The following is a 22,539-nucleotide window of genomic DNA, read 5'->3' on the forward strand; positions in this document are numbered from 1 at the left end:
ACACGGAAAATCACACGCCCTATGGGCACGGATTACGCCACCGTCGTCACACATTCGGGCAGCAACCGCCTGACGTCCGACAAGGTGCAAAGCGCCGTACCTTCCGTGGTGATCGTGGCACTGGCGGCCGCAACCGCCCATCGCAGGGCATGTTCAGGCGAACAGCCTCGCGCCATATGCAGCGTCAGTGCGCCGACAAACGCATCGCCCGCGCCAATCTTGCTGACAACGGGCACTTTGGGCGCATGACAGAATATATGCTGGTCTTCCGAGACCATGATCGACCCTTCGGCGCCACGCCCGGTGACGATAATCTGCGCGACGCCCCGCGCCACCAACCCGCGCGCAAACACTACCGAATCGTGCGCCGTCGACAGCGGATTACCCGCCGCGTCGCGCGCCTCGTTCTGGTCTATTCGCAAGACATGCAGCCCGGATGCCGGATGTGCGATAACATGGGCCAGCACCGGACCCGACGTATCCAGAATTACCCGGTCGGTCTTGGGCGTCAGGCGGCGACACAGCTGCGCGGGGAAATCAATGGGCACACCGCCCGGTTGGCTGCCGCTTAGCACGACATAATCGCCGGGGTTAACCGCCGCGAACGCATGGTCAAGAATACTGCTGGTTTCCTCTGGGCTTAGCGTCGGACCAGGCAGGACAAAGCGGTATTGCTTATTATTGCCGGTGTCCGTCACGGCAAAGCTTTGCCGGGTCTCCGCCTTGATCGGGACAGGGTGCGTGGGTATCCCTTCGGCCGCCAGCAACGCCAGCAACGCCGTTCCATTCGGCCCACCCACCGCGACCAACGCGGTGCTCTGCCCGTCCAGCTGGGCGATTGCGCGTGCAACATTCACGCCACCACCACCCGGGTCAATGCGTGGCTCCGCGCAGCGCAGTTTCGGCCCTGCCTTCACCTGCGCCACCGATGTGGCAAAATCAATGCTGGGGTTCAGCGTGATCGTCAAAATCGCAGGCATAACGTTCCCTTTGGCCTAATCACCAACCCCCCGAGAGTACCACAGGTCGCCGCGATTGAGGGGGATCAATTTGCCCCGCCACCCAGCCGATAGCCTGATCGGCAAGTGAGGTGCAGACATGAACACGCAATATACATTTACCGACCGCGCGGAAGCCGGGCGCCTTTTGGCCCACGCCTTGCCCCCGCTTGACCCGCACGAAACCGTCGTGCTGGCCCTGCCGCGCGGGGGTGTTCCCGTCGCGGAACAGATCTGCAAAGCGCGTCATCTGCCGCTTGATCTTGTCTTTGTGCGCAAGATCGGCGTGCCGGGCCAGCCCGAACTTGCCGTGGGCGCGATCGTGGATGGCGACAAACCACATGTCACCATCAATCACCGGATCATGCATGCAACCGGACTGTCAGAAACCGAAGTGTCCGCCATGGGCCGCGCCCTGCTGCCCGAAATCGACAGACGCAGGCAGCTATATCTGAGCGCTATCAAACGACCCGACGTTCGCGGAAAAACCGCCGTTGTCGTGGATGACGGCGTGGCGACGGGGGCCACAATGCGGGCCAGCCTGCTGGCGCTGCGGTCGCGTGGGGTTGCAAAGGTCATTCTGGCCCTGCCGACCGCCCCCCCTGATGTTCTGCCGTCGCTGACATGCCTTGCCGATCAGACCGTGTGCCTTGAACAGCCGCCATACTTTACCGCCGTCGGTGCCGCATACCGCGACTTCCCGCAAACCACGGACGCCGAGGTGGTCGCGGCCTTGGGCCGCTGCGCCAAATGGACAACAAACCCAGGAGAGCCGTGATGCAGATCGTTGCACTGGACGAAAGCCGCGATCTGGCTGTCGGCATCGCCGATGAGCTGGGGCTGGCCCTGTCGGAACTGGAACAGCGCACCTTTGAAGACGGCGAAGGCAAGATCCGCCCGCTCGCCCCGGTGCAGGGACATGACCTGTGCATCGTCCAAAGCCTGCATAGCGGCCCCCGGCTGAGCGCGCATGACAAACTGTGCCGCCTTCTGTTCCTGATTGCGACACTGCGCGATCACGGCGCTGCATGGATCACCGTGGTGGTTCCGTATCTTTGCTATGCCCGCAAGGACCGCCGCACCAAACCCCAGGACCCGATCACCACGCGCTATGTCGCACAGCTGCTTGAAACCGCAGGCTGTGACCACATTATCACGTTCGAAGTGCACAACCTTGCCGCCTTCCAAAACGCGTTTCGCTGCCAGACCACCCATCTTGAGGTCGGTGCGGCGTTTCAGGATGCCGTGGCATGGCGTGCGGATGGTGCCCCGCTGGTGGTTTTGTCGCCCGACCCCGGCGGCGTAAAGCGCGCTCAGCTCTTTCGCGAAACACTGGAGGAACGGCTGGGACAAGCCATCGGCTTTGGCTTCATGGAAAAAAGGCGCAGCGGCGGTGTAATGAGCGTGGGTGCGCTTGCCGGGGATTTTGCCGGTCGGTCGGTCGTGATTGTGGACGATATCATTGCCTCTGGCAGTACCATGCTTGGTGCCGCACAGGCCTGCCGCGACGCGGGTGCCGCAAAGGTCTTTGCGCTGGCGGCACATGGGTTGTTCACCGGCCAGCCACAGCGGCTGTTTGCCGGCGATCTGATCGACAGGGTGCTTGTCACCGACAGCATCGCGCCCTTCCGCCTGCCCGACGGACGCGCAACGGATCGCCTTGAAATCATCGGCACGGCGGCACTGTTTGCCGACACGATCAGAGACAGCATGTCGTAACGCCCGGCCTTAGGCCATCAGGCCTTCGGCAATTTCCAGATATCGCAGGCTAAGCGGTATCCACTTTGCAGGCTTGCGCGGCTGCGGGACCAGCAGATGCGCAAGGCAAAGCCGGATGCGCAACAACGCGTGGATCACGGTGTAATACCGCAACAATTCCGGGTCCGCGCGATCCAACAGCCCTTTTGTCACCCCTTGGATCAGCCGTTGTTTGATCCATGTCGCACCCTGAATCTCGCACTCAAGGCCCAGAAACGCGATCTCGCTGAGCGGATCGACAATCCGTAGGTTGCGGTTGAATTCCAGACAGTCAAACACGATTGGCGGGTCCACGGCGCAAATATGTTCGGGGCGCAAATCACCGTGACATTCCCTGATCCAACCGGCCGCAACCCGGCGCGAAAACAGCGTAAAGAACGCCCCCAGCGATTGATCAAAGCCGTGCAAAACCGCTTTTAGGCGCGGCTGATACTGCGCGAACGCGGGATTGAGCATAATCCCGCGGTTCATCACTTGTTGGTCATAAAAGATCGTCAGCAACTCTTGTGCGGTCAGGTTGGTTTGCGGGGCATTGCGATAGAACGGCACAAGGAAATCCACCAGCTTATCAACCAACGGGTGCAAAATCTCTGGCGTCGCCAGATGATCATCTATCATGACGTCCAGCATCCGGCTGGCGGGCAGGCGCCGCATATGCAGCAACCAGTCCACGGTCGTGCCCGACTGGCCAATGGCCAACGCACCATCCAGCCCTTCAACAACACGGACCGCGCCCAGATAGACCTGCGGCGCAAGGCGGCGATTCAGGTCAATCTCGGTCAGGGTATTGTCATGTCGGGCACGCAGGGGCGTCAGGTCCTGCAACTCATCGCGCACAGATTTCTTGAGCTTGTACACCTCATCTGGTGTCAAAAATATCCAGGATTTGCTGGTCTCCATCATCATGATCGGCGCGCCGCCGCATTGCCGCTGCAACACGGTGGCAATGCGTGTGTGCATCGTGTCGGCCTCACTCTTTGACATAGGGCTTTCCATCGGCGGCAGGAGGGCGGGCGCGCCCCACCAGCCCGGCCACCACGATGATCGTCGCGACATAGGGCGCCATTGCCAGAAACTCTGACGGGATCGGGGTTTGCAGCAGGGCCAGCTTTTGCTGCAGCGAATCCGCAAAGCCAAACACCAATGCGGCGGCCAACGCACCCACAGGGTGCCACCGCCCGAATATCATGGCGGCAAGGCCGATAAACCCGCGCCCGCCGGTCATCCCTTCATCAAAGCGCCCGACGGACCCAAGCGTAAACCACGCGCCGCCAAAACCCGCGACCATACCCGCCAAAGTAACGTTGACATACCGCGTGCGATATACATTGATCCCCAGTGTATCCGCCGCCCTCGGGTGTTCACCCACGGCACGCGCACGCAGCCCAAGGCGGGTGTGAAACAGATAGTACGTTGCCGCCCCGACCATGATCAGTGCGCCATAAACAAAGATATTCTGGTGAAAAACCATCGGGCCAATCACCGGAATATCCCCCAATATCGGGATTTTGACCGCGCGGAAAACGGGGGCATTATTCAGGAACCGATACTGCTGAAACACCTGCGAACTGACATAAGACGTAAGGCCCAGCACGAACAGGTTGATCACCACGCCGGCAATAATTTGATCCATCCGATAGGTCACAACAAGCGCGGCAAGGATGAAACCGAAAACGCCCCCCACCGCGACGGCCGCCGCCAGCCCGCCGACACCACCCACAAGCGACCCAACCAGCGCCCCGGTAAACGCGCCTGCTAATAGCATCCCCTCGATCGCGATATTCACGACAGCAACCCGTTCCGACAGCACGCCCGCCAGACCGCCCAGCGCAATGGGCACCGCGCGCACCATCGTGGCCTGCAACATGCCCGTCAGCGAAAACGCCTTGCCGGTCGTCGCCCAGACCAGAAACGCCAGCACAGCAATCGCCAGCCCGACGCCCAGCGACAGCGACGTCCATTTCGCGCCGCCGTGCAAGAACTGCCGCACGCCCAGAAACGCAAGCACCGTCGCGGCGACATAGATAAACGGCCCGCCCGACACGACAAGATCCGGCACCGGCCAGACGTCAGTTGGCCGCGACAAACGAAAGGTCGCATTGCCCGACGCATCCGGCCCAAACACAACCGCCGTCAAGACCGCCAACCCCAAAAGAATGGCGCCCGTCACACGCGCATGACGCCGCTTGCCGCTGTCAATCCTTGGCGTTGTCATCACTGTCATGACGGTCCGCCCTTGGCATGGCGAAAGCCCCACGGAAAGAGAGCGCGCACCAAAAGTGGGGCCGCGATAAACACAATGATCAGCGCTTGGATAATCCCGATCAGATCAATGGACACGCCCGCGTCAACCTGCATCTGACGCCCGCCCGCCTTTAGCGCGCCGAACAAAAGCCCGGCAAACAGCACGCCCACCGGGTGCGACCGTCCCAGCAAAGCAACCGCAATCGCATCAAAACCAATGCCCGCCGAAAACCCCGGCGTCGCGCGCCCCAGCACGCCCAGCACCTGATTGGCCCCGGCAAGCCCGGCCAATGCACCTGCCGTCGCCATCGCCGCCACGATAATGACACCGGAATGGATACCCGCGAACCGTGCCGCCTCGGCGTTTTCGCCACTTGCGCGAAACTCGAACCCCAGCTTGGACCGGAACAGAACCCAGTAGACGACGACCACCGCGATCAGCACCAGAAATATACCGGCATGCACCCGCAGGTTGGGGTCCAGAAAGCCGAGCAAGCGGGGCAGTTCTGCCGCATCGGGCACGGATTTCGAAATCGGATCGGCGCGACCTTCCTTTTGAATGAACGGCAACCGCAGCATGTAATCCAGCAGGCGATAGGAAATCAGGTTCAGCATGATCGTGGAAATCACTTCGTGTGCGCCCGTCGCCGCCCGCAGCCACCCGGCGATTGACGCATAAAGCGCACCTGCCAATGCCCCCGCCAACAGCGACATCGGCAACAAGATGACGGCAGGCAGGGACGCAAAGCTAAAGCCGGTGACAACCGCAGCCATGCCGCCCATCAGCACCTGCCCTTCGGCCCCTATGTTGAACAACCCCGCACGAAAGCCCAGCGCCAGACCAAGACCGGCCAGCACCAATGGCGCCGCCGCCGTCAGTGTCTCGGACACCGCGTTCAGCGACCCGACTGACCCCTTCAGCAACGCCACATAGGACGCCCCGATCGTCGCCAGATCGACATTCGTCGCCAGCATGGTCAGCGCACCCAGCAGCAACGCCATGATCACCGCAAAAAGCGGCACCACCACCAGATCTTCGATCTCGGTGCGACCAATCACTTTGGCCTTCATCAGATCGGTCATGGTCGTATCGGTCATGCCGCAGCCCCCGCCATTGCCAAACCGATCACCGCCTTGTCAACGGAGCCAGCTTCGTATTCGGCCACGATCTGACCTTTGAACATCACCAAAATCCGGTCGGACAAGGCCATGATCTCATCCAGTTCGGACGACACGATCAGCACCCCATCGCCTTCGTCGCGCGCCGCGATCAGACGTTTGTGGATGTACTCGATTGATCCCACATCAAGACCACGGGTCGGCTGACCTGCGATCACCAGCATCGTCTCGCGCGACAGCTCGCGCGCCACGACAAGCTTTTGCTGATTGCCGCCGGACAGATGACCGGCTGCTTCAAACACGGATGGCGTGCGGATATCGAAATCGCGCACCAGCTTTGCCGCCGTTTTGTTGACCGCGGCCCAATCGACCAGCACGCCACGCGAAAAACGCGCATCATAATAGGTGTCCAGCACCATGTTTTCCGCGACGGTGAAATTCTTGATCAAACCCGCGGTCTGGCGATCCTCCGGGATGTGGGCGATGCCCAAACGATGCCGCTTCCGGACCGAGGTTCCGGTGATATCACGCCCCGCGAACATCACCCGCCCATGGGCGACGTGCCGCAACCCCATCAGCGCCTCGATCAGCGCGGATTGGCCGTTGCCCTGCACACCGGCGATCCCCACAATTTCACCGCTGCGCACCTTGAGGTTCAGGTGATCCAGCGCCACCTCATCGGTGTCACGCAGCACCGTCAGGTCGCAGGTTTCAAGCAATACCGGCCCCGGCGCAAACGGCTGTTTGATCACATCAAAGCTGATCGGTCTGCCGACCATCATTTCGGCCAACGCAGGCCGGGTCAGATCCTTGGGCAGACCGCCCCCGACAATGCGGCCACTGCGAATAACGCTGATCCGGTCGGCGATTTCCAGAATTTCGTTCAGCTTATGCGTGATGAAAACCAGCGCCTTGCCCGCGTCGCGCAGCGATTTGACGATCTCGAAGAACTCATCGACCTCTTGCGGGGTCAGAACGGCCGTCGGCTCGTCCAAAATCAGAACATCGGCAGAGCGGAACAGGACCTTGATGATCTCGACCCGTTGCTGCACCCCCACGGGCAGCGTTTCGATCAACGCATCGGGGTCCACGCGCAGCCCATATTTATCGTTGATGTCGCGGACCTGCGCACGGGCGGTCGGCAGATCAAGATGATCGAATCGGCCCGTTGGCTCGACCCCCAAGACCACATTTTCAGTCACCGTAAAGACAGGGACCAGCATGAAATGCTGATGCACCATGCCGATCCCCGCGCGGATCGCATCACCGGGGCCGCTGAATGTCACCGGGCGTCCGTCAATCGCGATTTCACCGGCAGTCGGACTATACAGCCCGCAAAGCACATTCATCAGCGTGGATTTCCCGGCCCCGTTTTCACCCAGCAGGCCCAGCACCTCGCCCGCGCGGATCGTCAGGTTCACATCTTCGTTTGCGATGACCGGGCCAAAGCGTTTGGTGATGCCGCGCAGCGTAATTTCCATCGGTTCTGTCCCCTGATCGCTTCAGGGTCTGACGCTGATCGAGCCATCAATGATGCCCGCGCGAAGGGCATCCAGCTCTGCTTTCAGGTCGTCTGGCACGATATCTTCCATGTCATGAAACGGTGCCAGATCGACGCCGCCATTTTTCAGCGAACCCACAAGAACCCCGCCTTCAAACTGGTCATTCATCGCCATCTCGATCACGCCGCGTACCGTCGCATCCATGCGTTTGGTGATCGACGTCAGATAGACATGCCCCTTTTCGGGGTCCGTAAGATACAGATCGGCATCAACGCCGATGATCTTCAGTCGGTCCGGGCCCAGTTCGTCCGCCAATGCAGCCGAGCCTAATCCGACAGGCCCCGCAACCGGCAGCACGATATCCGCGCCCTCGTCATACAGATTTTGCGCATAGGCCCGCCCATCATCAAGCGATTCAAAGTTGTTGGTAAACAGCCCCTCGCGGGTGTCCGGGTCCCAACCCAATACAACGACCGATGCGCCCTTGGCCGCATTGTAATAATCCACACCGCGTGAAAATCCGTCCATAAAGATGGTCACAGGCGGGATGTTGATCCCACCGAACACGCCCAGGATTTTGGTCTGCGACACGCCAGCGGCCAGATAACCGGCCAGAAATGCCGCCTCGTCCGTCGCATAGACCTGCCCCAGGATATTCGGGATCGTCGGATCATAGGCGAAATCGACGATGGAAAACTTCTGGTCCGGGTTTGCCTCTGCCGCCGTTTTGGTCGCGTCGCCCAAAAGAAACCCCACCGTGATGATCACACCGCAATCACCGTCGATCAGTGCGTTTATATTGGCCTCGTAATCCGTCTCGGCCTGCGATTCCAGATATCGGCCTTCGATGCCAAAGTCAGCCATCGCATCCTCGACACCCTTCCAGGCGGTCTGGTTAAAGCTGTTGTCATCAATGCCGCCGGTATCTGTCACCTGACAGGCGGTAAAGGCCGACGCCATGCTGGTTGTCGCCAGAAGAACGGCAGCCATGGCGCCAATGTGTCTGATCTGTGCTGTGAAATATGACATGGTTCCCCCCAATTACCGCCCAGCGGTCTTGCCAAGGCTAATCACTCGCCGTATCTGCCGATTGAGCAAGATCAATTCAGCGTGGGCCAGAGCGCCTTGTGCCCCGACAGGTCTTGCAGGATCGCTCGAAACGCCTCATATTCAAAATGTCGAATGTCAGGGAGGACGATCATGATCACGCGCCGCCGCCTTATTACCAATGCCACCACCGCCTTGATTGCAGGTGCGCTTGCACCGCGCATGGTCTGGGCGAACACTTCTGTCACGATGGGCAACATGACCATCGACACGCTAAGCGACGGTCATCTGGTCCTGCCGCGCAGCATGACCCTGCCCGATGATCTGCCTGCGGCGGAATTGGCGACAATCCTGGAAAAGTACAATGTGGGCGGTGATCAGTTCATGCCTGACTGCAACGTCACGCTGATCCGCGCTGGTGATCGCGTGATGCTGATGGATGCCGGCGCAGGGTCCGAATTCATGCCAACTGCGGGCAAGCTGCTTGATGCGCTGTCCGCCGTTGATGTTGACCCCGCAGACGTGACCCATGTGGTGTTTACTCATGCCCACCCTGATCACCTGTGGGGCGTGCTGGACGATTTCGACGATCTGACGTTTCCCAATGCGACCTACATGATGGGCCAAACCGAATGGGACTATTGGACGAACTCCAACACGGTCGATACAATTGACCCCGGGCGCATCGCCTTTGCGGTCGGCGCAAAACGCCGCTTGGATGTCATCGCCGACAACATGACCTTCTTTGGCGATGGCGCGGAAATACTGCCCGGCATCGCCGCTCGCGCGTGCTTTGGCCACACACCGGGGCACATGGCGCTGCACCTCGCGCAAGGCAGCCAAGAGATGATGATCCTTGGCGACTGCATCGCCAACCACCACGTCGCGTTTGAACGCCCCGCATGGCATTCAGGATCGGATCAGGATGGTGACATGGGCGCGGCGGCCCGGACAAGCCTGCTGGATCAGGTCGCATCGGCGCAGATGCATATCATCGGCTTCCACCTGCCGTATCCCGGCATTGGCCGCGCTGAAAAGCGCGATGACGGCTATGTATTCGCGCCCGACTAGGCCGCGCTATTGCGCCGCCATCGGCAGCCGCGCCAACTGACATTGCGCCCACAGGGTCTCAAGCGCGCCAATCAGACGATCAATATCACCGGCGGAATGAACGGGCGACGGCGTGATCCGCAGCCGCTCTGTTCCTTTCGGGACCGTTGGATAATTGATCGGCTGGATGTAGATGCCGTAGTCCGCCATCAGAATATCCGACAGGTATTTGCACTTTACCGGATCGCCTACCATGACCGGAATGATGTGGCTGTCATTGTCGATGTGTGGAATCCCGATCGCGTCAAGCCGCGCACGGACCTCGGCCACCTTTTGCTTTTGCAATTCACGCTCGGCACGGCTCGCCTTGAGGTGCCGGATCGACGCAGTCGCCCCCGCGGCAACCGCAGGCGGCAGCGCCGTCGTAAAGATAAAACCACTGGCAAAGGACCGCACGAAATCGCACAGCGCGACACTGGCCGCGATATAGCCGCCGACAACGCCAAACGCCTTGCCCAACGTCCCCTCGATCACGGTCAGGCGGTGCATCAACCCTTCGCGTTCCGCAATGCCACCACCACGGGGACCATAAAGACCGACGCCATGCACTTCGTCCAGATACGTCATCGCATTATACCGCTCGGCCAGATCGCAAATTTCGGCAATCGGGGCGATATCGCCATCCATCGAATAGACGCTTTCAAAGGCAATCAGCTTGGGCCGCTCCAGCGGTTGCGCGGCAAGCAATGCTTCCAGATGGACCAGATCATTATGGCGCCAAATCTGGCGTTCGGCCTTTGAATGGCGGATGCCTTCGATCATGCTGGCATGGTTCAGCGCGTCCGACAGCACAAGGCAATTGGGGATTTTCGCGGCCAATGTGCCCAGCGCAGCCCAATTCGAGACATAGCCGGACGTGAACAGCAACGCCGCCTCCTTGCCATGCAGATCGGCCAATTCCGCCTCTAACATCACATGGTGATGCGTCGTGCCGGAAATGTTGCGCGTCCCGCCAGCACCGGCACCAACCTGATCAAGCGCCGCATGCATCGCAGCGATCACATCAGCGTTCTGACCCATGCCAAGATAATCATTCGAACACCAGATCGTCACTTCACGCGCCTGACCGTCCATCCGATTGGTGGCTTGCGGAAACGCGCCGCGATGCCGCTCCAGATCAGCAAACACACGATAGTTGCCGTCGCCTTGCAATTGCGACAACGCGGCCTCAAAGAAATCGTTATAATTCATGGTCGCCCTTAGTTGCCGATGGCGTCCTGAACGATATCGTCCAGCAGTGTTTGCACCTGTTGCATGGGGCCGTCCGGATAGATGCGATGCCCGATTTGCACAACGCCCTCCCGTTCAGCGACGAAAATTCCGTAGGGACAATGCGCGATATTCATCGGATCGGCCTCCATCACGGCGCGCGACACTTGGGCCGAGCAAAACAAGAAAACATCCGCCGCCTCAAACAGGGTCACATCACTGCCCACATCGGCGCCAGTCCGGTTCAGCATCTCACCGACATGGCTGACATAGTCAATCACCAGACCACGCCCGATAATCGCGTTTTCGACAGCAAACGTTGCGTCATCGAAACTGCCATCAAACGGGACGGTGACAGCGTCCTGTGCAGCGGCAGTTCCGGCAATCATAAACGCCGCCAAGGTCAGTAACTTGTTCATGGTCATCTCCCTTTTCATCGGTCTACCTTAACTTGTTTCGGGACCTGCAACTTGATCCGGATCAAGGCCGGATGATCGTCCATCCCGCTTCGTCCAGAGTCATCAACTCGACCACACCGGCAGGCACCCGCGCGGCATTCGCGACAATGGGAATTTCAATCCCCTCACGCTTGGCCATCGCGTCAATCGTGTTGCCGCAGGCGGCAAAACTGACATTCGGCATCGACTGACCAAACGCGTTCAAGCGGTCCAGCACGGGCGACGTATCACCGCGCAGCATATGCAACCCGGCATTAAAGGCGACGATGCGGATCTCTACCTCTTCGCCGATGCCCGAATAATATGTCGCCACATTCGCCGCCACATTCAGCAACGCGTTCATCTTTTGCGGATCATTGTCGCTGATCTGCAAGGCAAGATGATGCACGCCATCATCCTGCGCGGCCACCCCGACGACAGAGCCAAGAAGGACAAGCGCCCCCAGTACAAATGTGCGGATCGTGCGTAGCATATTGGCCTCCTGTGACGTGGTTCTTGCGGTTTTACTCTGAAAACTGGCTGATATAGGCAAGCACGGCCGCGATATCCTCTGCGTCCCCCAAGCCACGGAATGACATTTTGGTGCCCGGCATCGCATCGCGCGGGTTGGCCAGAAAAGCGGCCAGATTTTCGTCGTTCCAAACGTCGCCCGCTTCTGCCGCATCGGCAAATCCGCGCGAATACCGGAAGCCGTCAATGCCGCCAATCGTCCGACCAACCAGATCGTTCAACTGTGGCCCGGTGCGGTTTGTCGCGCCATCGCCGACCTGATGGCAGGCTTTGCACTGGCGGAAAACGCTTTCGCCGGCAGCAATCAACGCAGGATCAACGGTCGCAACGGCTTCTTCGACCGGGGTCGGTTCTGCGGCGGGGGCGGCGTCATCGTCTTGGGTCTGCGGCGTCACATCCAGAACGCTGGCATGCATCGTGATCTCAACGCTGTCCTTGCAGTTGGCCATGCAGGCCTCTGCCGAAAAGATCGGCATTTCGACCTCGGCCCGGTCATCCATAAAGAAATTCCCGGCGTTCGGCATTTCGATCTCGGTGAAGTTTTCGTTGTCCAACGTGAAATCTTCATCGACCATGTCGTTGAGATACAAAAGATAGGCGGTGATCGCGTAAATCTCATCTGGCTCCAGCGACTGCGATTCGCCAAATGGCATCGCGCGGTTCACATAGTCATAGACGGTCGACAGATACGGCCAATACGATCCGATGGTCTTGACCGGATCGCGGTTTTGCAGGCTGCCTTGCCCGCCCGCCAGAACCGGCCAGCGGCCCACGGCCTCGCCGAAATCACCGTGGCAAGATGCGCATTTCGCGACAAACACTTCCTCGCCGGTATAAACATCGCCACTGCCCACAGGCAGGCCAAGCCCATCGGGCCGCACATCAATATCCCACGCAGCAACCTCTTCGGGCAGCGCGTCGCGGCCAAGCCCAAGCGTGTCTTGCGCCACGGCCCCCTGACCAAAACCGATCGCGGCGATCACTGAAACCCTAAGAAATCTCGACATTTTCAGCCACCCCTTGTTCGTTCACGGCCCAAGTCTGAATGCCATTGTTGTGGTAAATGCTGTTTTCGCCACGGATCGCGCGCAGCTGATCCTTGGTCGGTTGCACATATCCGGTGCTGTCATGCGCCCGGCTTTGCAACAACAGCGGTTTGCCGTCCCAGTCGAAGTCAAAATAGAAACGGTGCATTGATTTATCAAACGATGGGCCGGACATGCGGGCGGGCTGCCAATTGATGCCCCCGTCCAACGTCACATCCACACGCGGGATCGTGCCGCGCCCCGACCACGCCACCCCGGTCAGAACCGTGTGGCCGGGGCCATGGGTGATCGGCGCTTGCGGGCTGGGATTGGTGATCACAGATTTCGCATCCATCTCCCAGGTAAAGCGGCGCGCCTGTCCGTCGGGCAGCAAGTCAGTGTATTTCGATGTCTCTTCGCGGGCATGCCACGGCTTATCGCCGACTTCGATCCGGCGGATCCATTTGACCCACATGTTGCCTTCCCAACCCGGCACGACAAGACGGACAGGATACCCTTGCTCGGGGCGCAGCGCCTCGCCGTTCATCTTGAACGCGATCATGCAGTCGTCCAGCGCCTTTTCCATCGGAATGGATCGGTTCATGCCAGATGCATCCGCACCTTCGACCATGATCCACTTGCCCTCGGTCTTGACCCCGGCCTCGGCCAGCAACAGGCGCAGCGGCACGCCGGTGTACATGACGTTATGGATCATACCGTGGGTAAACTGGCAGCCATTTAACTGCGCGCCCGCCCACTCCATGCCCGAATTGGCGGCACATTCCAGAAAATAAACGTGGTTTTCGCGCGGAAACCGCATCAGGTCCTGCATGGTAAAGACCAACGGGCGATCGACCAGACCGTTGATCATCAGCCGATGCTGTGCCGGGTCCACCTCGGCGATACCGGCATGGTGCCGTTCGAAGCACAGACCATTGGGCGTGATAATCCCGTCCAATTCGTGCAGCGGCGTAAAGTTCACCGAACTGATCGGATCGGCGGTCAGCCACGGTACATCCTGACGGCGCACATGTTCTTCGAACTTGGACGGCACCCCATAAGGGCGGGCATCAACGCCATCACCTAGGTACTGGTTCCACGGTTGCTTTTCCACGATTGCGGGATCGGCATCGGCCCAGGCTGCACCACCAGCCAACGCGCCACCACCAGCCAATGCACCGCGCAAAAAGCTGCGGCGCGAAGGCTTTGTACCTTTGAAGATCTTGCTCATCTATCTTCCTTCTTTTCTTGAATCAGGCACCAATGACCTGCACGGATGTGTTGGGCGCGACTGCAACGGTGCCCTTTTTCCTGATGTGGCTTTCCACCACATCCCAAATCTGCGGGCCTTCCGTGTTTTCGTTCACCGAAGCCCACCCCGCCACGACATAAGTCTTGGCCGGGTCAATCGCCTCACCAGTCTTGAGAAGCGTAAGATCGGATATCCGGCTGCCAATCGGTTGATTGATATCAATCCGGTATCCCATGCCGCCCACGCGCACCATGTCGCCGCCCTGCTGATAATAGGGATCGGGGTTGAACAGGTTGTCGCCCACGTCTTCCATGATGGTGTGAATGAATTCACCCGTCATTTCGGTCCGGTACGCCTTGCCATAGGTCATGGATGTCACATTATAGATATCCTCGCGGGTGATATCCTGACCGGGCATGATCGACGGCCCCCAGCGCACACCGGGCGACATGGCGATATCCGCCTCGCGCTCTTCGATCAGGGCCTCACAGATCAGATCATCCCAAGAGCCGTTAAAATTGCCGCGCCGATAAAGCAGGGTGTCATCGGCCGTCTTGCCGATCACCTCGGTCAATTCGGAAAGGAACGGCGCACGTTCCGCATCAATGGCGGCGGCCACCTCTGGATCGGGGGTGATCACATCCGAAAAGATCGGGATCAGCTTATGACGGAAGCCCATCATCTGACCGTCGCGCACATTCAGATCAATGCGGCTGACGAACTTGCCATTCGACCCGGATGCGACAATGATCGTATCGCCCACCAACACAGGTTCAGGCAGCGCATCATGGGTATGGCCCGACAGGATCACGTCGATCCCGGTCACACGGCTCGCCATCTTCTTGTCCACGTCAAAGCCGTTATGCGACAGGCAAACCACCAATTCGGCACCCAGCCCGCGCACTTCATCCACCATTTCCTGCATGTGCTGGTCGCGGATACCAAAGGAATACTCTGGGAACATCCAGCCGGGGTTCGCAATCGGCATATAGGGAAAGGCCTGCCCGATCACGGCAACCTTGACGCCGCCCGTTTCATAGAACTTGTACGGCAGGAAATCTTCCGCCGGCTCATCCCATTCCGCGTCATAAATATTCTGGCCCATCGCCGCAAATGGCAGATCGCCCACAATTTCGCGCACCCGGTCAGACCCCAGCGTAAATTCCCAGTGGAACGTCATCGCATCAGGTTTCAGCAGGTTCATGACGTTCACCATGTCCTGACCTTGGGTTTTCAGACAGGTATAGGACCCGTGCCACGTGTCGCCGCCATCCAGCAGCAACGCATCGGGGCGCGCGGCGCGGATATTGTTGATCACTGTCGCGACCCGGTCCAATCCGCCCATCTGGCCGTATGTCCGCCCAAGGGCGACAAAATCATCATGGGTCAGCGCATAGTGCGACGCGCTGCCGTCTTCGATTCCGTAAAGCCTGCGAAAATCGGCGCCGGTGACATGGGGCACCTCACCCTTGTTGCCGCCCACACCGATGTTGATTTCCGGCTCGCGGAACCAGATCGGCTTTAGCTGCGCGTGAATGTCGGTGACATGGATCAGCGACACATTCCCGAACGTGTCAAACTGCATCAGATCATCTTGCGTCAGCAGTTGCTGCGCCGCCAAACGGCCCCAGTTGCCAAAACCCGACGCGCCGACAATCGCAGAAGCAGCCATGCTGGCCTGAAGAAAGTCCCGACGAGAAATCATTGCTTTATCCTGTCTATATTCAGCTAACGTATGCGAAAATATGAATGTATTATGAGCGAGAAAGCCCGCGCCCGATAATTCGACCGCGGGCAGTGTTGGATCAGTTTCTGACGGACGGGCCTTCGACGGAAAGACCGTTACCGCGTGATGCAACGTAAAGTTCCAGCGCGATGAACTCTTCGCTGCCGACAGCAAAGGTTTCACCCCGCGTATCACGGATACACCCCTTGAACCGCGACTGGACGCCATTCAGCTGCGCGTTCTTCAAACGGTATGTTGGAAAGGCGTTGATCTGCCCCTGACTTAGGTGATCCGCACGGATGTAGTTGCCATAGTTGTCTTCGTGGCAATTCGCGCAGCTTAGGTCAAGCTGACCAAAGCGGGTGTAATAGATCTCTTTGCCCTTCTCCCACATCGACTGCGCAGGACCGTCGATTGCCACGTTCACAGGAATACCGCGCGACACAGACGCAAGCAGCGCCTCCATGTTCAACATGTCGCCGCCGTCGTATTTCCACGCCTCGGCGCCCATCTGTTCGGTCCGGCATCCGTTGACCTGCATGGCGATCGTGCGGACCTCTTCGGCGTCTTCGTTCCACTTGGGATAGGTCGCGCGGACCCCCGCCATGCCGTCCGGATCACCGTGGCAATCAGCGCATGACTTGCCTTCGGTGCCCTCGACGGTCTCCCAGGCCTCGATCGCATCATCGACAAAGATCATGCCCGGATTTTCAAAATCATCCATCTCAAGGGCCTGCGTTTCGGTGGACCGGAAAACCCAACCCGAATAGATCGTATCGACGTTTTCCATATGTGGCGGCGCGTCTGTGCGCACGGTAATCTCGATTTCCCCGTTGATCAAAAGATCCGCGTCTTCATCTGCGAACACCGGCGCTGTCATCATCGCCAAAGCGATCCCAACAGCGCTGCCTGTTAGTAGCATTTTCTTCATCATTGGCCCTCCCTGGCTATGAACACGCCTTAGCTGACGGTGATTTCCTTGGTGTCGGTGTAGACGTCACCATCATCATCGTACCACGTGAATTCAAACGCACCCGTTTCGGGCACAGTTGCCTGAAATTCAAAATATGGGTTGGTGGAAATTGCAGGCTCCAGAGTGATATCAATCACGGTTTCGCCATTAAACTCGCATGTGAAACGGTTAATGATCGACCGCGGTATCAGGTTGCCGTCGCCATCTTTGCGCTGGCCAGATTCCATCGGGTGGCTGATCAGCGTTTTGATGATGATGACCTCACCTGCGGTTGCGTCGCGTGGAACGCGGACGCGTGGTTTTACATTTTCTGCCATAGTCGTATTCTCCTGATCAGCCGCCGCAGCCGCCGATTGTTACTTTGACCTCTTGCGAGGCCCGAACGAAGCTGCCGTCGGGCATTTTCGCGATGGCAATCACATCCTGCGTACCCGCCAGCCGAATGCGCGTTGCTGCGGATTGCGCAGCGGCAAGCGGACCAAAGGTAAACGTGGCGACAGCCGGTGTCGGGTTGCCTGCGGCCAGTACCATAATGGCCACTGCCCCCGGCGCACTCACCTCGATGGGTACGGTGTTTCCGTTTTCGGCGATTTCCGGGGCGATCAGCGTGATCCCCTCGGTGCCGACAGCGGCACCACCCGTGAAAGCGGCAATGTCATCTTCGACGGCGGCGAATGCGCGCAATGGCAGCGCAGCCGCAACCGCAGATCCGATCGCCATAAAAAGCGTATCTCTGCGCGTGAAATTCATAACGTCTCCTGTCATAGTTTCGGTCGCCTATCAGTCCTGAAGGGTCTGCAGGTAGGCGACGACATCTTCGATTTCCTGGGCGGTCAAAAGCGGCGAAAGCGGGCCATCGGCCGCTTTTCCGGTAAATGCGTCGCCCGGACGGGTAAAGTCACTGACGCGGTAGAAGGCCGGCATGATCGTACCTTCGAACGTCATCTTTGCGTTCACGATGATGCCGCGCAGTTCTGCGGCACTACGGCGACTGCCTATCCCATCCAGGGATGGCCCGACATTGCCGTGAAACGGGAACTCCTCAAGCGCGGTGACCTGATGGCAGGCGATACAATTGCCCTTGCCACGCGCGACCATGATTGCCTTGCCAGCCTCCGGGTCACCGGGTTGCCCTGACAGAGATTGTTCAAGCTCACCGTACTGCGTGAACGCAACGTCGTCGGGTGCGGTCTCGGCAAAAGCGGCGCTTGCCATTGTGGCTATGCAAGCCAACGTCATTATACGTTTCATGGTCCCTCCCTGGATCACAAATCACTTATGTATACCGTAGCGCACCCAAACGGATTCTCGCAACTACAAAATCAACTATGTGAATACTTGAATTAAATGGTTGATTTTACTCTAAAATTCCCTGCTCTTGCAGGATACGCGCATGGTATTTCTGAAATGTCTCGTCGGTCAGATACCCTTTTTCCAGAATCCAGTTCAGCAGATTCAGCGTCGTCCACTTGCCAAATGCACCCGGCATCACGGCCACGGCGGCCTGCGTTGCGGTGACGCCTTCGGGGACTTCCTGGGGGAAAAACATCATCGTCGGGGTGAACAACGCATTCCAGCGGCGCACCATGTCTTTTTCGGGCAGCGTCGTGCCGTCAAAATCGGTCACATCGATGTCGCCAAACATGTTGATTTGTACGACGAAATAATCATCGCGCAGGGTGGCGTCTATTTCGGGAACCGGGAACACCTCTTCGTGCATCTTGGTGCAATAGATGCAGCCGCGCTGCTCGATGATGACCAGCAGGCGCTTGCCTTCGGCGTTGGCCTCTTCCAGATCTTCGCGCAAATCCTTGAAGGTATCGCGCATCCAGTCGGTTTTGTGCAGGCCGTCGTCGCCCATGGTGACGGCCATGGCCGGCATGGCCAGCGTCAGGGCGGCGGCGATAATCAGTTGGCGTAGCATTTTGAACGGCTCCTTTCGTGACTACCCAAATGAACTGAACGCGGGGAACGTCTCAATCATCCACTGGGCGATATAATTGACGGAATTCGTGGCGATCAGCAGGGCGAAGATGATCAGCATCACCCCCATGACCTTTTCGACATAACCAAGATATTTGCGGTTGCGCTGCATCCAGCCAAGAAACGGCTTGGCGAAAATGGCCGCGACGATAAACGGAAACGTCATCGCCATCCCGTAAACGAACAGCAACAGACCGCCGCGCCAGATATCACCCATTCCGCTGGCGATCATCAGAATGGACGCAAGCGCCGGACCCACGCAAGGCGTCCAGCCAAACCCAAACGCCAGCCCCATCAGATAGGCGCCAAACACTGTCGACGGCTCTGCTTTGCTTTCGACGCGGGCCTCGCGGTACAATAGCGGGATCCGCAAAATACCCAGAAAATGCAGCCCGAACAAAAACAAGATACCCGCCGCAACATAGCTAAGCGTTTGACGCCAATGGCCAAACGTCTGGCCAACCGCCGTGGCACCCATCCCCAGCATCACGAAAATCGTGGTGACGCCCAGCGCGAAAAAAACCGCAGATATGACCAGCTTGCGCACCACACCGGGCGGGATCGAATCCTCACCGCGCAATTCATTCATCGAAATCCCGGCCATATAGCAAAGGTAAAACGGCACCATCGGCAGCACGCACGGTGTAAAGAACGACAATAACCCGGCAAGCGCGGCACCAAGATAACTGATATCCAGCATACACCATTTCCTTGATCCGGCGACTCATTCATATTATGATACGTGAATGTATTTCGGTTTGGCTACAGCAATTCGATCCATCGTCGCTGCATTCGTGCTGGTGGCGGGCGCTACCGTGACCGCGCAACCGGCCCTGCTGATGGCCGAAGAACCCGGATGCATCTGGTGCGCACGCTGGAACGCCGAAGTCGCGCCAATCTACGGTAGAACCGGCGAAGGGGCTGCGGTGCCACTCCGCCGAATGAATGTCACACAGCCCACCCCAGCCGATGTCACATTGGTCCGCGCCGTCAATTTCACCCCGACATTCATCCTGCTCCAAGATGGCCAAGAACTCAGCCGCATCGAAGGTTATCCGGGCCAGGACTTCTTTTGGGGCCTGCTGGGAACCATGCTCAAACAACACGACATCCCATTTGAACTGAAAATAGCGACACCGGAGCCGCAATTGTGACGTTTGCATACAACATGACGACGGGATCTGATAAACAGACACGCGACAGTGCTTTGACCCCGGCGCCAATAGCACTAAACATACAGTCACAAACTGATCTGTATCAAATAGGTGTCCCCGCATGTCTTTGCCCGTAATTGAAAGGTCTCTCAGCGATACCGAGATGGACCGCATGATGGACAGCGCGACAAAGGCGACCAACTACCTCAAGGCCGTCAGCCACGAAGGGCGGCTGATGATTCTATGTCATCTCGCTAGTGGTGAAAAATCCGTGACCGAGCTTGAGGAGCTGCTGTCCGCCCGGCAGGCCGCCGTGTCCCAGCAATTGGGGCGGCTACGCCTTGAAGGGCTGGTGCATCCGCGCCGCGACGGCAAAACGATCTATTACAGTCTGGCCGATGATCGGTCGCGGCAGATCATCGGATTGGTCTACCAGCTTTTTTGCAAACAGGACTAGTCAGACCGACGAAGACGGCAGCGCGCCGCGCAAACTGACGGGGGGAGAGCATGACGTGCTGGACACATTAGGTGAAACAAACGTCATGGCCGTAATCGGCCTGTTTGGCGGCTTGCTGCTTGGCCTCGCCGCACGGCTGGGCCGTTTTTGCACATTGGGCGCAATCGAAGACTGGCTTTACGGCGGCAGCGATACGCGGCTGCGCATGTGGGCCCTGGCCATCGGCGTCGCAATCTTGGGCAGCTTTGGGTTGATGGCCGTCGGCCTGTTCGATCCGGCCCGCTCCTTCTATCTGTTTGTCGCATGGTCACCGGCCGCCAGCATCGCAGGCGGGCTGATGTTTGGCTACGGCATGGCGATGGCCGGCAACTGCGGCTACGGCGCATTGGCCCGTCTGGGCGGCGGCGACCTGCGATCATTCGTCATCGTCGTTGTCATGGGGCTGGCGGCCTACGCAACCATTTCCGGTCCGCTGGCATGGCTACGCATCGTCATCTTTCCGCCCGCATCCGCAGGTTCGACGCCCGCAGGTCTGGCCCACCTTATCGGCGACACCTTCGGCCTTTCCGTCGCGGCCATCGGCATCGTGATCGGCCTGACCGTGATCACGCTTTCCCTTGTAGGCGGCACCCTGCGTCAGGATCGGCGGGCCATCGGGTGGGGCATCGTCGTCGGTCTCGCTGTGGTCAGCTCGTGGGCTGGCACCTACTACGTCGATCAAAACGGCTTTGGCGGCCTTGCCGTCGTATCGCACACCTTTGCGGCACCTGTCGGGGAAACCATTCTTTATGGCATGACCGCGACCGGGCAGCATTTGTCGTTTGGCATTGGCTCTGTCGCCGGGGTGTGGATAGGCGCGTTTCTGGGCAGCCTGATCAAGGGCCATTTTCGCTGGGAAGCCTGCGAAGACCCGCGCGAACTGCGGCGTCAAATCCTTGGTGCGGCCCTGATGGGGGTCGGCGCCGTTGTCGCAATTGGCTGCAGCATCGGCCAAGGCCTTTCTGCATTTTCACTGCTCGCCTTCAGCGCACCCCTGACCTTCGCGGCAATCTTTGCCGGGGCGGCACTGGGGCTGCGGCAACTGATCGAAGGCTTTCTGCCTGCTGAATAGTTGATCACGCTCAATTCAGACATCCATATCGGTCGCATAGTGTCCCCAACCCCGCCACTACGGAGACCGCAATGCCCGACACCGACACTCCCCCACAGAAAACGATTGTCATCGAAATCCCCGAAGCCGTTGGTGTTTTCGACACGTTCGACGCCCTGCAAGCCGCCTATTACGATTTGCGCATGGTCGGCTTTAGCCGCCATGACATCAGCTTGCTCGCCCGCGAGGAAGTCCTGAAAGAAAAGCTTGGCAAGGCCTATTGGCGCTCCGACGCGCTCGAAGATGATCCGCACGCCCCCCGCGCGTCCTTCGTCTCAGAAGAAGCCATCGGCGAACTCGAAGGCGCGATCGCGGGCGGTTTCTTCTTTCTGGGGTCCTACATCGCGATGGCCGCCATGCTGACACCCGTCAGCACATTGGCCGCCTCTATTGCCGCTATCGCCATCGGGGGCGGTCCGGCTGCGGTCATCGGCGCGCTGCTGGCCCGGCGCGTCGGCAAACAGCACAAAGACTATTATACAAACCAACTCAAACACGGAGGTATCCTGATGTGGGTCCGCACATCGACCAAGGAAAAAGAGGCGCTTGCCGTCAAAATCATGCAAGGTCACTCGGGCCGCCACGTCCACGTGCATGGCTGGAGCGAATAACCACCCGCACCGATCCCATTCCAAAGTGGCTTTGTTGCACAAATCGCATCCTGAAGGGATTCATTGGGTGAATCCAGTTTGATATCGGGCTGCTATGAACAGCTGGACACCGACGACGTACAAGACCCGGAACTGGGCAAAGTACAATCATTCACTGAAGCAGCGGGGATCGCTGTCGATTTGGTTTGATCCTGAGATGGAGAGGTGGCTGCGCAAATCTGAACAGCTGGGATAAGTGGATTTTCCGCGCAAC

Annotated in this window: 25 protein-coding genes and 1 pseudogene; 8 read left to right on the plus strand and 18 right to left on the minus strand. The window is 58.9% G+C overall.

The window, feature by feature from the left end:
* Positions 1-32 precede the first annotated feature (32 nt).
* A complete protein-coding gene (locus QZ196_RS05450; RefSeq protein ID WP_296424712.1) occupies positions 33-980 on the minus strand; it encodes a 1-phosphofructokinase family hexose kinase in 948 nt (315 codons plus the stop codon).
* 118 nt (positions 981-1,098) lie between these two features.
* Here QZ196_RS05450 and QZ196_RS05455 point away from each other — a divergent pair, with 118 nt between their 5' ends.
* Positions 1,099-1,776: a phosphoribosyltransferase family protein gene (locus QZ196_RS05455; RefSeq protein ID WP_296424714.1), complete on the plus strand. Its 678-nt coding sequence runs from the start codon at positions 1,099-1,101 to the stop codon at positions 1,774-1,776.
* Positions 1,776-2,717 (plus strand): ribose-phosphate diphosphokinase, encoded by a 942-nt coding sequence (gene prs, locus QZ196_RS05460; RefSeq protein ID WP_296424716.1) that lies wholly within the window; start codon positions 1,776-1,778, stop codon positions 2,715-2,717. The genes QZ196_RS05455 and prs overlap by 1 nt, the downstream gene beginning before the upstream one ends.
* A 9-nt stretch (positions 2,718-2,726) precedes the next feature.
* Here prs and QZ196_RS05465 read toward each other — a convergent pair whose 3' ends face one another.
* The 5 genes from QZ196_RS05465 to QZ196_RS05485 are packed head-to-tail and all read right to left on the minus strand — an operon-like array spanning position 2,727 to position 8,650.
* Positions 2,727-3,740 carry a hypothetical protein gene (locus QZ196_RS05465; RefSeq protein WP_296424718.1) on the minus strand — a complete coding sequence of 338 codons (1,014 nt, stop codon included), beginning with the start codon at positions 3,738-3,740 and terminating at the stop codon, positions 2,727-2,729.
* Positions 3,727-4,980: an ABC transporter permease gene (locus QZ196_RS05470; protein ID WP_296424721.1), complete on the minus strand. Its 1,254-nt coding sequence runs from the start codon at positions 4,978-4,980 to the stop codon at positions 3,727-3,729. The genes QZ196_RS05465 and QZ196_RS05470 overlap by 14 nt, the downstream gene beginning before the upstream one ends.
* The gene (locus tag QZ196_RS05475; RefSeq protein ID WP_296424723.1) at positions 4,977-6,098 is read right to left on the minus strand and encodes an ABC transporter permease; all 1,122 of its coding nucleotides are present in this window, start codon (positions 6,096-6,098) and stop codon (positions 4,977-4,979) included. Before QZ196_RS05475 ends, QZ196_RS05470 begins: the two co-directional genes overlap by 4 nt.
* A complete protein-coding gene (locus QZ196_RS05480; protein WP_296424726.1) occupies positions 6,095-7,600 on the minus strand; it encodes an ABC transporter ATP-binding protein in 1,506 nt (501 codons plus the stop codon). Before QZ196_RS05480 ends, QZ196_RS05475 begins: the two co-directional genes overlap by 4 nt.
* Positions 7,601-7,621: 21 nt before the next feature.
* Positions 7,622-8,650, minus strand: coding sequence for a BMP family ABC transporter substrate-binding protein (locus QZ196_RS05485; protein WP_296424728.1), 1,029 nt, complete (start codon positions 8,648-8,650; stop codon positions 7,622-7,624).
* Between the two features lie 171 nt (positions 8,651-8,821).
* Here QZ196_RS05485 and QZ196_RS05490 point away from each other — a divergent pair, with 171 nt between their 5' ends.
* On the plus strand, positions 8,822-9,739 hold the full coding sequence (locus QZ196_RS05490) for an MBL fold metallo-hydrolase (RefSeq protein WP_296424730.1): 918 nt from the start codon (positions 8,822-8,824) through the stop codon (positions 9,737-9,739).
* Between the two features lie 6 nt (positions 9,740-9,745).
* Here QZ196_RS05490 and hemA read toward each other — a convergent pair whose 3' ends face one another.
* From hemA to QZ196_RS05550, 12 genes are all read right to left on the minus strand, one after another.
* Positions 9,746-10,969, minus strand: a complete 1,224-nt coding sequence (gene hemA, locus QZ196_RS05495) for a 5-aminolevulinate synthase (RefSeq protein WP_296424732.1) — start codon at positions 10,967-10,969, stop codon at positions 9,746-9,748.
* A gap of 8 nt (positions 10,970-10,977) precedes the next feature.
* Positions 10,978-11,406 carry a DUF302 domain-containing protein gene (locus QZ196_RS05500; protein WP_296424734.1) on the minus strand — a complete coding sequence of 143 codons (429 nt, stop codon included), beginning with the start codon at positions 11,404-11,406 and terminating at the stop codon, positions 10,978-10,980.
* A gap of 61 nt (positions 11,407-11,467) precedes the next feature.
* The gene (locus QZ196_RS05505) at positions 11,468-11,917 is read right to left on the minus strand and encodes a hypothetical protein (protein WP_296424736.1); all 450 of its coding nucleotides are present in this window, start codon (positions 11,915-11,917) and stop codon (positions 11,468-11,470) included.
* Positions 11,918-11,948: 31 nt separating this feature from the next.
* Positions 11,949-12,962: a c-type cytochrome gene (locus tag QZ196_RS05510; protein ID WP_296424737.1), complete on the minus strand. Its 1,014-nt coding sequence runs from the start codon at positions 12,960-12,962 to the stop codon at positions 11,949-11,951.
* Complete coding sequence (soxC, locus tag QZ196_RS05515) at positions 12,946-14,211, minus strand: sulfite dehydrogenase (protein WP_296424739.1); 1,266 nt, start codon at positions 14,209-14,211, stop codon at positions 12,946-12,948. Before soxC ends, QZ196_RS05510 begins: the two co-directional genes overlap by 17 nt.
* Positions 14,212-14,233: 22 nt before the next feature.
* A complete protein-coding gene (gene soxB, locus QZ196_RS05520) occupies positions 14,234-15,937 on the minus strand; it encodes a thiosulfohydrolase SoxB (protein ID WP_296424742.1) in 1,704 nt (567 codons plus the stop codon).
* A gap of 100 nt (positions 15,938-16,037) precedes the next feature.
* Positions 16,038-16,841 (minus strand): sulfur oxidation c-type cytochrome SoxA, encoded by an 804-nt coding sequence (soxA, locus tag QZ196_RS05525; protein ID WP_296424759.1) that lies wholly within the window; start codon positions 16,839-16,841, stop codon positions 16,038-16,040.
* A 77-nt stretch (positions 16,842-16,918) separates the two neighbouring features.
* Complete coding sequence (gene soxZ, locus QZ196_RS05530; RefSeq protein ID WP_296424744.1) at positions 16,919-17,248, minus strand: thiosulfate oxidation carrier complex protein SoxZ; 330 nt, start codon at positions 17,246-17,248, stop codon at positions 16,919-16,921.
* Positions 17,249-17,264: 16 nt separating this feature from the next.
* Positions 17,265-17,681: a thiosulfate oxidation carrier protein SoxY gene (gene soxY / locus QZ196_RS05535; protein ID WP_296424746.1), complete on the minus strand. Its 417-nt coding sequence runs from the start codon at positions 17,679-17,681 to the stop codon at positions 17,265-17,267.
* A gap of 30 nt (positions 17,682-17,711) precedes the next feature.
* On the minus strand, positions 17,712-18,182 hold the full coding sequence (soxX, locus tag QZ196_RS05540) for a sulfur oxidation c-type cytochrome SoxX (protein ID WP_296424747.1): 471 nt from the start codon (positions 18,180-18,182) through the stop codon (positions 17,712-17,714).
* 106 nt (positions 18,183-18,288) lie between these two features.
* A complete protein-coding gene (locus QZ196_RS05545; RefSeq protein WP_296424750.1) occupies positions 18,289-18,855 on the minus strand; it encodes a thioredoxin family protein in 567 nt (188 codons plus the stop codon).
* Positions 18,856-18,876: 21 nt separating this feature from the next.
* Complete coding sequence (locus QZ196_RS05550) at positions 18,877-19,614, minus strand: cytochrome c biogenesis protein CcdA (protein WP_296424752.1); 738 nt, start codon at positions 19,612-19,614, stop codon at positions 18,877-18,879.
* A gap of 46 nt (positions 19,615-19,660) precedes the next feature.
* On the opposite strand from QZ196_RS05550, the gene QZ196_RS05555 reads away from it, so the two are divergent.
* The 5 genes and pseudogenes from QZ196_RS05555 to QZ196_RS05575 all read left to right on the plus strand — a co-directional run.
* Entirely contained in the window at positions 19,661-20,068 is a 408-nt protein-coding gene (locus QZ196_RS05555; protein ID WP_296424754.1) for a hypothetical protein, read from the plus strand.
* 121 nt (positions 20,069-20,189) lie between these two features.
* Complete coding sequence (locus QZ196_RS05560; RefSeq protein WP_296424755.1) at positions 20,190-20,525, plus strand: metalloregulator ArsR/SmtB family transcription factor; 336 nt, start codon at positions 20,190-20,192, stop codon at positions 20,523-20,525.
* A 55-nt stretch (positions 20,526-20,580) separates the two neighbouring features.
* Entirely contained in the window at positions 20,581-21,636 is a 1,056-nt protein-coding gene (locus tag QZ196_RS05565) for a YeeE/YedE family protein (protein WP_296424756.1), read from the plus strand.
* A gap of 71 nt (positions 21,637-21,707) precedes the next feature.
* Positions 21,708-22,286 carry a hypothetical protein gene (locus QZ196_RS05570; RefSeq protein ID WP_296424757.1) on the plus strand — a complete coding sequence of 193 codons (579 nt, stop codon included), beginning with the start codon at positions 21,708-21,710 and terminating at the stop codon, positions 22,284-22,286.
* A gap of 94 nt (positions 22,287-22,380) precedes the next feature.
* Positions 22,381-22,485 (plus strand): annotated as a pseudogene (locus QZ196_RS05575) (IS5/IS1182 family transposase); the annotation flags it as partial.
* Between the last annotated feature and the right edge of the window lie 54 nt (positions 22,486-22,539).

Source organism: Yoonia sp., assembly GCF_017854565.1.
GTDB lineage: Bacteria > Pseudomonadota > Alphaproteobacteria > Rhodobacterales > Rhodobacteraceae > Yoonia.